The organism is Rohdeia mirabilis, assembly GCA_007750655.1.
In the GTDB taxonomy this organism is placed as follows: domain Bacteria; phylum Planctomycetota; class UBA1135; order UBA1135.
This window is the reverse complement of record CP036290.1, coordinates 1,445,932-1,459,551: the sequence shown is the minus strand read 5'-3', so window position 1 is coordinate 1,459,551 and position 13,620 is coordinate 1,445,932. Positions and strand designations below refer to the sequence as shown.

Below are 13,620 nucleotides of genomic sequence, written 5' to 3'. Positions count from 1 at the left end.
ACCGCCTTCGAGGAGCCCTGCACTGGTCGTGACGCGGCGACTCACCCAGCGCGATCTGGACCCTCCGCAGCGCCCAGTGGCCCGCGCCTGGCCACTCACTCGGCAACGGTCGCGCGGACACAGGTCCCCCGGAAACTGAGGCAGGCGGGCAACCGTCCACACCGTCCACACCGTCCAACGAGGCGCGCGCACGGCCGCTCCGCCTGGACGCTCCACCGGGCCGGTCAGGACGCGCCGGGGAGCCCTCCCGGAACCCGCCGCAACGGCCCCTCACGCCGCGCTCGTCGAGCACCCCGGCAAGTTCCCAAAGTGCACTCCAAGTTCCCAAAAGTGCACTCCGAGTTCCCCGCCAAGTTCTACGGACAAACCCTCGGTTTCGCGACTCGACCCCGCCTCACAGCGCGTGAAGCGGGGTCGAGCCCTAGCGGGAGGCCGATTTTGAAAACGCCCAAATCGGTGAACCAGCGGGGAACTTGGGGAGCGGCGCGGAGGCCGAAATCGGCCCCCAGGAGCGCCCGATCGGGGCCTCGGCGGGTCGCCCGATCAGCGCCCCGTGGGGCCCTCGGTCAGCCCACCGTCAGGCCTCTCCCAGGTCGCATATCTACCGCAATGCCCTTGCGGAGCAAATGCAACCGCCTAGGAGGGCGGGCCAGGTTGCGCCCCCGGATACGCACGGACCCCCAGGCATAAAGCCCAAAAACACTCTGCGCCAGCACCCTCCCGCCAAGAACAAAGACGCAAAGCCATGACCGACAAGCGCTAGTCCAACTGAACACCAACAACACGAATATGCGGGTGAAGAGCTCCCCACCGAAGAAACACCTCGCGATTCAAGCAAATACCATGCAGATCTACCCACTCAAGAGCCCCGAGCTCACCCAAAACATCCAAGAACTCCTCTTCGATATCGACCCACGTCAAAGCTAACCCCCTTAGCCTCACAAGCTCCGCAACTCCCTCGAAGCCCTCCCCCCCCCCCCCCCCCCCCACTCACAACGATGCAAACCCAGGACCTCCAAGCTTACCTCCGACGCCACACAGCCAAACCCGATACTTCGAAAATCGCAGCCAGTCAAGTCTAGCAGCTTGAGGCTAGTCAAATTCAAGAGCCGTGCGACATCAACCCCATCCCCAGGGCCATACACGACAAGAGACTCCAGGCCGCCAAGTACATCAGACCAATGCTCTGCGCCATCAGACGAGGCGACCAGCTCCAACACCTCAACCTCAAGCTCCAACAGACGCACCTCCCGATGCGCAAGGCGCATCCACAAGCTACCCCAGTCGACGACATCCCCTTCAATGCATAACGACAGCAAACTTGACCTGAGAAGCAATGCCTGGGAGCCATCGCGCCATACGCAATCGCGCGATTCGAGTCGCTCGATCTCCGGAGCCAGGGCCGCCAGGCGTGCACCAACCGCTGGCGCGACCTCCCAACCAATCAGGCTCAACTCCGTCGCAACGCACCCATCCAGCGAGGCGAGCAGATCATCACAAAGCACAGCACCACCCCCGTTCAGGCTAGACGCAAGCGGTGCAGCCAGAACCAAGGACTTACAACTCAAGAGCCTCGATGGGCGCGAATCAACGCCCAACCGGCCGGCGACCGCCACACACCCCCAGAGCTCCAAGCTGTCACACCCCATCCGATCAAGCAAACGAAGCCAATCCGAACAAAAAGGGCAATCCCGGAATACCCACCTTTCGCATCCCCGATCCAGCTTCGCCTGCCGAAAAGCAGCAATCCAGCCGCCGGAATCGCCACGAACGTCGACGCTCACGGCCACCCCAGAATTAACCAGCCAGGCAAGATTCTCACCAAACGGGGATTCACCGGCCGGCGCATCCCCCGACACGAAAAGAAAGGCGCTCGCCCCAACAAGAGCACCCTCTACCACAACCTGCCCAACAGAGTCTATGAAGCCTAGATCCTGCAGATCGCGCTCTAGGATCTGATCGCCGATCTGCAACTCGACCGCAGCACTGCCGTCGAACCTCAACGTAGCGGACACATCCGCCAAGCATTGAGCCTCAACTCCACCGCAAGCTCCAACCGCCCCCCTCGCCGGATCCGGCCAACACAGCAAAGCCCAGGCAACGCAGAAGCCGCGAAGGAACGATCTATGCAACTCAGCGCCCACCGCAGCCTCCGCAGGAAAACATGACATTGAAGCTCACACTGTAGAACACGCCCTGATCGCCGTATGGCACAGTTGCCGTAATCGAGAATTCGTCCTCGCCGCTACAGTCCAACTCCTTCTTGTATCTAATGCCCACCTGAGACCACTCCGCCTGGCCTGGAAAGGGTGTGACGCGATGCCCTCCATCCTTATTCACCCAGGTACCGTTCCGTTCCCGGTTGCTGGCCCGAGACTCTCTCCGGCCCCGATCGCCTGATCTGCTCATCCATCGCTCCCTCGATCACCCTGGCTACTGACTGACGCGCGCCGTCCCACTCGGACCGTCGCGCCTGCGAGATCTGCACGGTACCAGACCTCGGATGCCTCCGCCGCGGACAGACGTCCCACCCGACTCGACTCGTCCCACCGACGCTCGAGCGGCGTGCTCGATTCATCACGACCGCACCCACGCCGGCAGGTCCCGTGGCACGCCGCTGATGGGCGGCACGGGGCGGGTGGATGGCGGCAAGTGGGCGTTTCGGCAGGTGGCAGAGTGCCAGCCTGCAGCGCACTTGTAGCTGCGTTCGGCGGCTGGCATCGAGCCGCGTGCGCCCTGGCCGGGCGCCCAAACGCCGTCTCGGTCGAGCCGCGGGCGCCCCGCTGTAGGGCGAAGTCCGGTCGGGAGCAGCCAGGTCGGACATCACCCCCTACACCGCCCCGCCCCAGATACACCTCACGCGAACTGCACGACCCAAGAAACTGAACCGCAAGTCGAACAATGGGCACACAGCGACACCCGCACCTCATCAACAGAGCGCTACAGCGAAAGAGTGTGGGTACCACCATCTACTACCACGATCGTGCCCTGAAGCGCCGGGGCAAACATGTCTACAGTCCTCTCCCAAACGTCAACTCGGTAGCTACCGGGCGGCAACTCAAAACTCACATCAGCATCAGAGCGCAGAGCTCGGTATTCAACCGCATTCAACTGTGCGTGCTCACTTGATCGAGCGAACTGCAAAATCGAACCTGTACTCCCCGGGTCGTAGGCCGCAACACTTGAATCATAGACAGCCAGAAGAAAGTCATGGTCCAGTGTCGAAGACCAACCGAGAGGCAGGTCCACGATCAAATCTCCATGACCCACAAGCGCGTATAGATTATTGGCGCCCCGGTAAAAAACGCCCTCATCGACAGCCGCCCCACGCTTCCAGAAGCAACTCCATGTCGAGCGCTGGCTCCAGGAGAACAGCTCGGTCTGCACCCCAGCGACAACGTCCATGCTAGGCCGGTCCGCCAGGCTGACCGACGCGAACTCTAAATCGACCCCTTCCTCCCAGAGCGAAACCGACAGCACCTCACCTACCGCCCCTCCAGAAAACTCAACGGTGCCGATCGAGGGCGCGTAGGCGAGCTGAACCGTGCCCATATGCACCGTGTCAAGGACATTTGGAATTCGGTCTTGCAACTGAACAATCTTGTTGGCAGCCCGACCCTCTTGCCCGCTCAACGAGACCCCATCAAACATAGCGACATCCGTTGGAAAGACCCATGCGCGAGTACGACCTGAAGCACCTCGCTGAACCTTAAACGCAGAAGGAACTTCGATCGTAAAGCCCCCTTGCGCGTCCGCCACTCCACGCCCGAACAGCGCAAAACGCTCATCTACGCCGTCCTTGCGTGGCTCTAGGCGAACGAAGACATCCCCAACGTGAGGCAGCCCAAGACGATTAAGGAGTGTCCCGGAGACCTTACAGGACTCCTGAAAATGAGTCGGAAACTCCGCGATAACCTCCGCAGGCGTCTCAGGAGGAAGTAGGGACCCCCCACCTCCCACGCTCAACACACCCGGCGTGTAGAACCAGGTGGAGATCAAAGCGGCCAGAGCTGAAACGCTCAACGTGCCTCCAACAACTACTTGCTTGTTCATGTCTAAATGCTATTTGATGAGGTACCGTTCCGTTCCCGGTTGCTGGCCTGAGGCGCTCTCCGTCCTCGATCGTCTGATCTGATCATCCATCGCTCCCTCGATCACCCCGGCTGCTGACTCCTGCGCGCCGCCCCATTCGGACCGTCGCGGTTGCGAGACGCGGACGGTATCAACTCTCGGGAATCCGCGCTGGGGGCGTAGCTCCCAACCTGCTAGACCCGTCCCACCGACGCTCGAGCGACGTGCTCGATCTACCACGAGCGCTTCCACACCGGCAGATCCCGAGGCACGGGGCGGGTGGATGGCGGCATGTGGCCGCTTCGGCAGGGTGGCGGAGGGGCGGGGTGTAGCGCATTTGTAGCTGCGTTGGTGGGCCGCCACCGCGCCGCGTGAGTCGCCGCACCGCGTGTGAACGCCGCCGCCGTCAAGGTCGAGCCCGGCGCTCTTCACCCTCAAGAGGGATCCAGTCGGGAGCGGGTTGGTCGGATATCAGTCGCCATCGACCCACTCCAGGACCCCGGGACTGCGCCGCGCACTCCGTTGTTTGACAGGCACGACTCGTCCCGCCTAGACTCGCCACATCCAAACCGCGAAGCGTAACGCGGCGCTAGATGACTTACAAGAATCAAGTCACGGAGAGATTCAGATCATGAAGTCACTATTCCTTGGCCTCTTGGCCAGCCTCGCCCTCCCTGCATACTACCTCCTGCCAATGACCTTCGGTACGGCAGAGGCTGTGGCAGCGCACACGCTCCTCGCATCCGATTGCTCCGGATGCGACCTCGATGGCGAAATCAGCGGCGGCATTACAACCGTGACAATCACAGGCCAGGATGGCCAGGGCAATCCGGTAGAGCACACCTTCAAACTTGTTGCCAATCCGGCAACCGCTTCCACCTCAAGCTGCGAGGAAGAGACCGCCACGGGCGCCTGTGGAGACCGGCAGTGCGCCGTTGCCGTAACGCTCTCCGTCGAGCAAGACTCATCGCCGCCCAGCGCCCTGCTCGGCGTCGGCATGAAGTTCACAAGCGGCGTAGGCTTTAACGAGGGCGGAAACGAGTTTCAAGTTGGAGACATCGACGGGGCTTCGCCCGACACCTCCAGGGTAGTCCTCGCTCGTCAAGCCTGTAGCGCCGTCGACCAAGCGGACAGGACCTCGGTCTTCGGCCTAAAGATCACGACGCCCGTGAACGGATCGAACTGGGAGAACGGCGCCCCGACCGTCCGGGTCGTGTTCGACTGCACGGACTGCAACCCGGCCCAAGGGGGCGGCAACTAGTCGCACGAACCTGATCTCAGCCCGACACTCGTCACGGGATCAGTCTAGAAAGCCAACAAACGGCCCTAGGCTGGTCCCGTGACGTGAACCGAAGGCAATCCACTTGCCTCAACGCGGAGGCTAGCTCGCCGCCACCAGCGACAACACTGAGGGAGACCTTGATTTCTATGGATAACGCAAAGAGACTACACCCACCTGCGGGCAAGACTCTTCTCCTGGGCGTCGCAGGACTCCTGGCTGCCGCCGCCTGGATCGCCCTCAACCGCGAAGATGGAGAACCCGACGCTAGTCGCATTCCAGCAGTCTCAGTGGAGAGCGATTCTCCCGCGCCCTCAAGAGGCGGCGCAGGAGGCCAAACCTTTGAATCGCCGCCTGCCGGGCGGATCTCCTTGAGAGAGGATGCCACAGCCACTGAGGACGCGGTCGACAGCGACACCGCTCGGCTGAATGATTTGTGGGCTTTTGAGCCCCCTGCCCCCTATGGGCAGTTTGTGGCGCTCCAGACTGGCGAACAGTACTCCCTCGACCAGTTCAGACCGATTGCCCCCGACACCCTGGCCTCACTTGGCGGGAACCCTGCGGATCTCGACGCCCTTCATGCAATCCTACTACAGGTACTAAAAAAGCCCGGGATGCTCGCACGACACTACGTCGGAGTCTCTACCGGCCCAACGCTCGCTTTCGAGACCGCGCGAGAAGGCTTCGCCTCCGACGCAGATCGTCTCGCAGCGCTTCAGGCGATTGAAGAGGATTTCTTGGAACGCACTACGGACTTGAGTAGGAGCTTGGAGTCGCTGATCGAAGCAGACTATGCCTCATTCTTGGACGAGCGCAGGTATCTGGTGTTCGAGCGCGGCACAGCCCCCCCCCCGAACCCCGCGCGTGCCAGCATGAGTTTTGGACAGTACATTTCAGTAGGAAAGTGGTTTGTAGACGCCACATACGACCCAAGTGGACACAATGCGATCATGAGCAGCTTCGAGGTTCTAGAGTTTGAACGCAGAGATAGAGACAGGGGAGCGGCGGCGATCCAGAAGAACTGAGTGATTCAACGCCCTCCCAACTGGAGCAGGGTGCCGTTCCGTTCCCGGTTGCTGACCGAGCCGCCTGCGGGCTCGGATCGCTTGATCTGATCATCCATCGCTCCCTCGATAACCCTGGCTACTGACTGACGCGCGCCTGCCCACTCGGACCGTCGCGCCTGCGAGACTCGCACAGTACCAGACCTCGGAATCCTGCGCCGCGCGCAGACCTCCCACCCGGCCTGACTCGTCCCACCAGCTTCCGCGCGCCGCGCTCGAACTACCACGAGCGCCCGCATGTCAATGGCAGCTCCGGTACCCGGCTCATGAAGACCTCGCGCAGGGTCAGGCGCCGCTTCGCCAGGCCCGCCACCATCGCCAGAGTCGTGCGCTTGCCGAGTGACGCGTGCTCCCGCACGAAGTTGTAGTAGACGCGCAGGATCTCGAGCCGCCGCGCCAGCGTCTCCGGCGTCCGGCACAACGCGTTCGTCTTCCGGTTCAGCGCGGCGACGCTGCGGCAAGGGCCGAGCTTCGAGTCTCCATCGGGTCACCTTCACGCTGCCGATGGCTCCCTCGGGGCATGCATGATCAAGGCGATGAGACCCCGCACGCGCCACATCGCTTGGCGAGGTGCCGCCCAGGGCGAAGCACTTCGAGTGCCGAGTGCCGAGTGCCGACGCTACAGCCGATCCAACACGGCTCTCGCGGAGAGAACGACATCGTCCTCCATGACGAGAACGCCATCTCGAATGCACTCACTTCCAGGCTCGGCGTCCAAAACCTTGGCAGCGATCGCCCCTTCGAAGCCCTCGTCCCGCACGAGATAGACACGCATGGAAGTCCACCCTTCGATCGGGCTCAGAAAGGTTGCCCGATCAGCCTGCGGAAATCCGACGCCGAGTGCCGAACCGAGCGGGGCGTCGACCACTAGGAGAAGGTACTCGTCGCGCGTCAACGCAGCGACTCCTTGCGCAGGCAGCTTGTACGGCATCGCTCGGGCCAGACCGCCGCCGCCTTCGAGGGTGACAGTCGCGCCGGCGACTACGTCGAGATCGATGAAGTCGGTTCGAGAGGTCCGAGCAGTCGTGCGGACGGACTCCGTCCGAACCGTCACTTCGATCGTCCTCACGGATCCAGCGTCGACTCCATCCTGCACTGCCTCGAGAACGGACCGAGGAGAGACGAACCCAGAGACGAGCTCGTGCCCCCAAGCGGTCGCCTCCATTGTGGCCCGGTTCAGCTCGCTCGCCAGACGGGATGATTGACCTCCCTGCGCCCCGAACAGCCCGAGGTCCTGTATGAGGACCCACTCATCAACCGGGGCGACGACGTTCGCGATCCCGAAGTGGTCCCGGAGCACGATCGGGTTCAGACACGGTGGAGCGTGCACTTCGGAGTCTTCGACGCGAACGTCTCCAAGCTTGACGGAGAACTGGGATGCCGTGATCTCGTCGCGCACGCTTCGAGTCTGGCTGCGCGATCCAGGCTCCAGATACAACTCGTAGTCCCCTGAGCGGTGTGGGCCCATTGTCCAGATGCGAGGCTCTGGCGCCTTGACACGCCTCTTGTCGAGCACCTCGACCGACTCCTGCACGCGTCCCTCGCTATCAACGAGATGAAGCGTGAATCCCCCGAAGCTCGGCTCAGGTCGATCGAGCTGCGCAAGGACGTAGCTCCCCAACGGCGCGAACTCGAGCGCCTGATTCAGCTCACCCCGCTCCAAGACGGTCGAGTACAGCGCGAAGCCTTGGCTCAACACCTGGAGCTGGCACTCCGTCGCGTACTCGTCAAGTGCCTCTCGCACGTCGACCGATGGCGCTGCGACGAAGACCCCCATGTCCGTTACGAGCAACGGGCTTGCGAACACGGCTTCGGCACATGCCTGTCTCTCGGCGTAACGCAGCCCGGAAGCGAATCCCGTCACGACAACACGAGTGTCGTGCTCAGCACTCAACGCCGAGCTCTTATCCACTCCATCCGCGATTGCCCACAGGTGCGCGTCATCGAGACCGAAACGAACGGATGGGCGGTCGGCGCCCGGACCACCCTGCTCCGGAGCCGTGCCCTCGGCATCGACGAACATCTGCGAAGCCAGTACGTACCCCGTGCCAGCGTCGCCCGAGGGCCAGCCGGGCACCCTGAGTTCGACCCGAGAGACACGATCCAAGGGGACATCGAGCGGCAACTCGATGCGGTTGTCACCACTTCCGGACACTTCGGCGAGCCGCAGCTCCTCGCTGAATTCGACCCCGACGCCAGCCTCGGCCGCAGCCGCACCGTCACTTTGCGGGGCCTCGCTGTCAGCCACGACGACGACCGACAGATGGTGCAAGAGCGATGCGAGGTGGTCGTCCAACTGGATGAGAAGACGCGTCGGTCCACCTGCACTGTCTCGGTGGTCGCTGGTCTCCCCCTCAGCCAGGTCGATCAGTCTTCCAGTCTGAGAGACATCCGCACCCTGTTGATCAACCTCGACTCGCGTGAAGGACGACCATGGGTCGAACCAGAACACGGCGAGCAGGATCAGGCCGACGAATGCAGCCGCCGCGACTAGATGGAGCCTTCTCATTGCGCTCAATATGCAAACTCGACGAGCTGGCTGGGCTGGGAGTGGAGCGGGGCGTCACACCCGAGACAGCTTCTCCGATCGTCGAAGCATGACGCCCTTCCGATGTCTCAGGGGTACTGGAACACTGTCGCGTCTTCGCTCTTGCTCGCGAGAGTCGTCATTTCTGGAGCAGTACTGGGCGCGGTGATCGGGAACTGCCTCAGCATCCAGACGGTCCCGTAGCCCGGAGCATCACCAGCGCCGACCATCGAGACCAAGGCGAGCTCGTAGTTGCGCATCCGGTTCGCAAACTCGTCGACCCCATAGCTCGGGTCGTAGTACTCCGGATCTCGCGCGGGCGGAGACCCCGCTGTAGGCGGATTCAACCAGGTGATCTCGACGATGCAGTGGTAGAGAAACTTTTCCTGCCTGACGCCATTGGGTGCCCCGGGGTACCGTTCCGTTCCCGGTTGCTGGCCTGAGGCGCTCTCCGTCCTCGATCGTCTGATCTGATCATCCATCGCTCCCTCGATCACCCCGGCTGCTGACTCCTGCGCGCCGCCCCATTCGGACCGTCGCGGTTGCGAGACGCGGACGGTATCAACTCTCGGGAATCCGCGCTGGGGGCGTAGCTCCCAACCTGCTAGACCCGTCCCACCGACGCTCGAGCGACGTGCTCGATCTACCACGAGCGCTTCCACACCGGCAGATCCCGAGGCACGGGGCGGGTGGATGGCGGCATGTGGCCGCTTCGGCAGGGTGGCGGAGGGGCGGGGTGTAGCGCATTTGTAGCTGCGTTGGTGGGCCGCCACCGCGCCGCGTGAGTCGCCGCACCGCGTGTGAACGCCGTTGCCGTCAAGGTCGAGCCTGGCGCTCTTCACCCTCGAGAGGGATCCAGTCGGGAGCGGGTTGGTCGGATATCAATCACAATTCTATCAGCTCCAAATGCGAAGCAACCTCCAACAGCGGCTGATCACCCAAGTACAACTCTCGCGAACCAACTGCCCAGGGGCTCTTCCCGCGAGCACTCCTACCCCATGCTGCATCAAACGCTGAAGAGACCTCGGGCACCATATCGAGCAAGCTAGAAGACATGGCAACAATCGCGAAAGCACCCACAATAGGAACGTCGAACCCAATACGCACAGGATCCCAGCCCTGCATTGCGAAACAAAACCCAGGAGCGCTCCGCCGACTACAGCCAGCACCCCCGCTGAAGACCCGTCCACAATTAAATAACAAATCGGCATCACCTAGACGAGACAACCAATCCCCGCTCTCGCACTCCGTCCCCACAATATCCACTTCGCTGTCAATTCCTTGATCAACCAGCGAAATCTCCCACTCTAGTTGCCCGAGACGATCTAGAGACGGAACGCGCCCGAGCCATCCGGTAGCCTGCTCCCAAGCCCGCATCGGATCAGAAGAGAAGTCAATACTGTCTGAATGGCTGTAGAGATACGTAAACGAGGAATCGGTGGTAGCCATGAGAAAATGAGCGAGCTTCCCCCTCCAAAGATCACAACGACCTGCGGCGTGAGGGGACGGCAGCCAGGGGAATCTTGGGGACAGTGATGCAGGCCAGGATACACCGAACAGATCGGATCGAAGTACCGTTCCGTTCCCGGTTGCTGGCCCGAGACTCTCTCCGGCCCCGATCGCCTGATCTGCTCATCCATCGCTCCCTCGATCACCCTGACTACTGACTGACGCGCGCCTGCCCAATCGGACGGTCGCCTCTGCGAGAGGCTCAGTCTAGGTCAGCATGCGCGATCCGGTGCTGGCTCACTCAGCCCACCTCACCCATCGCCAGGACCGCCACCTCCTCCGCGTAGGCCTGCGCTTCATCGACCGCGCCTTCGAGGTCGTGCCAGCGCGTCGTCGCTTCGTTCCGCTCGACCAGCCGGGGCGCGTCGATCGCAAGCTCGAGCAGGGTGGCGATGAGTCCAGCTGCGGAGTCGTCGTCCGGCACTGGCCGCCGCGACTTGGCGTCGAAGGTGCCCCCTCTCGCCGCCACTCGCCCCATCGCCCAGGCCTCGACCCGCTCGAGAAGGAACCCCACCGGATCGACTCGCTTCGGCAGCAGCAGCGGATCAGCGACGCCGATCCGCGCCGCCTCGACTTCATCAGTCCCGCGCAGCCAGAGCCACGCCTCGGCGGCCATCCCCGGCCCACTCCCCTCCGGCTCACGGCCGATCGCCACGAACACCACCGCCGTCGGCGACTCGATCAGGTACATGCCTTGGTCCATCGTTCATTCCGCCTCGTTCGGGCGGCCACCTACTGAAGCAAGGGGGCCAGGCGCGAGCCCGACCCCCTCCCGTCCCCATGTACGACGGAGCCACTTCGAGCCGCCTCCGGCCTCCCGCCCAGCTCGAATCGTCCCACCAGCGCCCCAGTGCATCAATGCCACCAACGTCGTGGGCGAGCGCTGCCACGCTCGCCCTCTTCTCTTTCAATCTCAGCCTTCGCCGAGCAAAGCAGCGACCTTGCCAGCTAGCTGCTCCTTCGAGTGGTCGAGGCCTTCGAGGGACTGCTCGAAGATCGGGAAATCAGAGGAGTCGAAATCAACCGAAGCGCGCCATCCACCACCGACGGCGGTGAAGGCGATGCCGTAGCGCCCCTCGGGCCTGTTGAGATCGTACACCTGTCCGTCAGTCCCCGGCCGCTCGCCGTACCGCCAACGGGTGTACTTCTCGGACTCCCAGTAGAGCAGCATCGACTCAACGTAGAGCGACTCTGCGTTGACGGCTTCGGTCTCGATGGAGCCTCGCTCCGACGAGATCAGGGCAGCGACCGCGGATTCAAGCGCGACCGTGCTGCCCCTCTCTTCGCCAACGTAGGAGGCCAGCACGGCGGCCAGCTCCTCCGGATCCTGGCGGAGGTCGAGCTTGACCATCGACTCCGAGCCGGGGATCGGGACCTCCATCAGGTAGGCCTCTTCTCGGAACCACTCCAGGTCGGTCTTGCTGGGTTCGAAGTCGGCCTGCATCTCCATCTTCGCTTCGCTCCAAGGCGTCTGCGTGACTTCAATGCTGGGGTCCAAGTCCTGCGGGGGCTCTTCCTGCTCGTCCTCGGGGGCCTGTTCGACCTCCTCAGGCGTGATGCTGGGCTGAGCCTCGTCGGCGGCTGCGACCTCGGTTCGTGAGGTCCGCTGCTCCGACGCCAGCTCCGTCTCGGAGTCCGCGACGTCGTAAGCTTCAGAGTCCTCAACTCCGACGACGGCTTCAGGCGTCGAGTCGTTCCACGTCCAGTTGTAGAGCCCGATCGCGCCGAGTGCGACAAGCACTCCCAGCACGACCGAGGCGAAGCTGCCTGCTCGCATCAGTTGTCCGTGCAGCGGGTGCAGCCGATCTTGAACGAGAGCGGGAGCGGGTTCGTTGCCATCATGTGGGTCTCATTGAAGACCGTGCACGCAATCGAGATCTCGATGCCGCAGATACGATCTTCGTACCGGAAGGGGCCGAACACCCGGATGGCGTTGTTCGAGCCCTCAGGCAGGTCGTACACCTGAGGCGGCGTCGTCGGCGGCTGGGCTTCTTCAACGGTGAGGGTGTCTTCGGGCTGGTCACCCATGCCGCCAGACCCCCAGGCTTCCAAGATCCAGGTGAAGGTGCAGGTGTCCTTGTCGCAGCCGCTGGACCCGTTGCACTTGTCGGTGTGGCGGTACTTCTCGCGGACGTGGATCTTCCCGGAGGCCACGTCGACGACGACCCGCTCGAAAGCGTTGTTGCCCGGCCCAGAGCCGTTGAAGCGCTCATCGCAGCCACTGCAGATGCCTGGTGCCTCTTGAGCGACAGCAGGGGTCGGCGCCGGGGCGGCGGGCGCAGCGACCGAGTCCTGGACGGACACAACGTAGGTGGCGAGCGTTGCAAGTAGACCGGTAGCGAACATCTTGAGATGCATCAACTTCTCCAAGGTTGGAAACTGTGCGAGTCGTGCGCGCGAGCCGCGCACTGCTCCACACTACGGCAGGCACGTGGGACCGGTTACCGGGGTCGCATATCAGCAGCAATAGCGAGAAGGAAAAGAAGCTTGCTGAGAAGAACGGGCCAAACACTTCCTTCAGAATTGGAACTCCAAGCCCCCCCCCGGGCCTCAAGAGTCTCCACCGCCAAGACTAAGCCATGAGATCGCCTCCGAAACCGCGTCATCGAAGAACTCAACAATCAGCTCACGATCCCCATCCGACCAGGGCTCTGAACCGATATCCCAAAACTCCATCCACCACGCCCCCTCATGAAGCCTCGAGCACTCAACGACCCGGCCACGGGCCTTTCCATAGAAACAAGCGGCGTAGCCATCTCCAACAACGCGTAACTCCGCGCCCGGAATTACTATGCGACGGCACATGTACCCCAAACACCAAAGGTAATGCTCCAATTCCCATTTCGGTTTCTCACTTTCCATCACTCAGCCACAATCCTCCCGCAGCTCCCTGAGGGCACTCTTGAAGCCACTCTTAGTCATGCCCTCACCCGCCAAGATATCGATGTGGGCTATCTGCAACGGCAAAGGCAGCGATGGATGACCCGGAGTACGTGTCAAAATCATACCGGGTCGCATATCCTGAGCGATAAGACACACTCCGAGCTCGATCATTACGAAGTCAAACCAAAGTGCGACATCCAATCGTCAATCTCCAAACCCGGCGCCGGTGCCCAGACATCCAACCGGCCAAGAAGATCATTGCCCACTGCAACAGACTCGCACCCTGG

Annotated in this window: 9 protein-coding genes; 2 read left to right on the top strand and 7 right to left on the bottom strand. The window is 62.5% G+C overall.

The window, feature by feature from the left end:
• Nucleotides 1-2,940: 2,940 nt before the first annotated feature.
• A complete protein-coding gene (locus tag Pla163_RS05360) occupies nucleotides 2,941-4,053 on the bottom strand; it encodes a hypothetical protein (protein WP_145184720.1) in 1,113 nt (370 codons plus the stop codon).
• 649 nt (nucleotides 4,054-4,702) lie between these two features.
• Here Pla163_RS05360 and Pla163_RS05355 point away from each other — a divergent pair.
• Both Pla163_RS05355 and Pla163_RS05350 read left to right on the top strand, forming a co-directional pair.
• Nucleotides 4,703-5,332: a hypothetical protein gene (locus tag Pla163_RS05355; RefSeq protein WP_145184718.1), complete on the top strand. Its 630-nt coding sequence runs from the start codon at nucleotides 4,703-4,705 to the stop codon at nucleotides 5,330-5,332.
• A 167-nt stretch (nucleotides 5,333-5,499) separates the two neighbouring features.
• Nucleotides 5,500-6,375 (top strand): hypothetical protein, encoded by an 876-nt coding sequence (locus Pla163_RS05350; protein ID WP_145184715.1) that lies wholly within the window; start codon nucleotides 5,500-5,502, stop codon nucleotides 6,373-6,375.
• Nucleotides 6,376-6,634: 259 nt separating this feature from the next.
• Here the strand turns inward: Pla163_RS05350 and Pla163_RS05345 are convergent, their stop codons facing one another.
• The 6 genes from Pla163_RS05345 to Pla163_RS05320 form a co-directional block, all read right to left on the bottom strand.
• Complete coding sequence (locus tag Pla163_RS05345) at nucleotides 6,635-6,835, bottom strand: hypothetical protein (protein ID WP_145184712.1); 201 nt, start codon at nucleotides 6,833-6,835, stop codon at nucleotides 6,635-6,637.
• Between the two features lie 198 nt (nucleotides 6,836-7,033).
• Nucleotides 7,034-8,923, bottom strand: a complete 1,890-nt coding sequence (locus Pla163_RS05340; RefSeq protein WP_145184709.1) for a hypothetical protein — start codon at nucleotides 8,921-8,923, stop codon at nucleotides 7,034-7,036.
• A gap of 107 nt (nucleotides 8,924-9,030) precedes the next feature.
• Nucleotides 9,031-9,423, bottom strand: a complete 393-nt coding sequence (locus tag Pla163_RS05335; RefSeq protein WP_145184707.1) for a hypothetical protein — start codon at nucleotides 9,421-9,423, stop codon at nucleotides 9,031-9,033.
• A gap of 1,268 nt (nucleotides 9,424-10,691) precedes the next feature.
• Nucleotides 10,692-11,141, bottom strand: a complete 450-nt coding sequence (locus Pla163_RS05330; protein ID WP_145184704.1) for a hypothetical protein — start codon at nucleotides 11,139-11,141, stop codon at nucleotides 10,692-10,694.
• A gap of 222 nt (nucleotides 11,142-11,363) precedes the next feature.
• On the bottom strand, nucleotides 11,364-12,227 hold the full coding sequence (locus tag Pla163_RS05325) for a hypothetical protein (protein ID WP_145184701.1): 864 nt from the start codon (nucleotides 12,225-12,227) through the stop codon (nucleotides 11,364-11,366).
• Nucleotides 12,227-12,808: a hypothetical protein gene (locus tag Pla163_RS05320; RefSeq protein WP_145184699.1), complete on the bottom strand. Its 582-nt coding sequence runs from the start codon at nucleotides 12,806-12,808 to the stop codon at nucleotides 12,227-12,229. Before Pla163_RS05320 ends, Pla163_RS05325 begins: the two co-directional genes overlap by 1 nt.
• Nucleotides 12,809-13,620 lie beyond the last annotated feature (812 nt).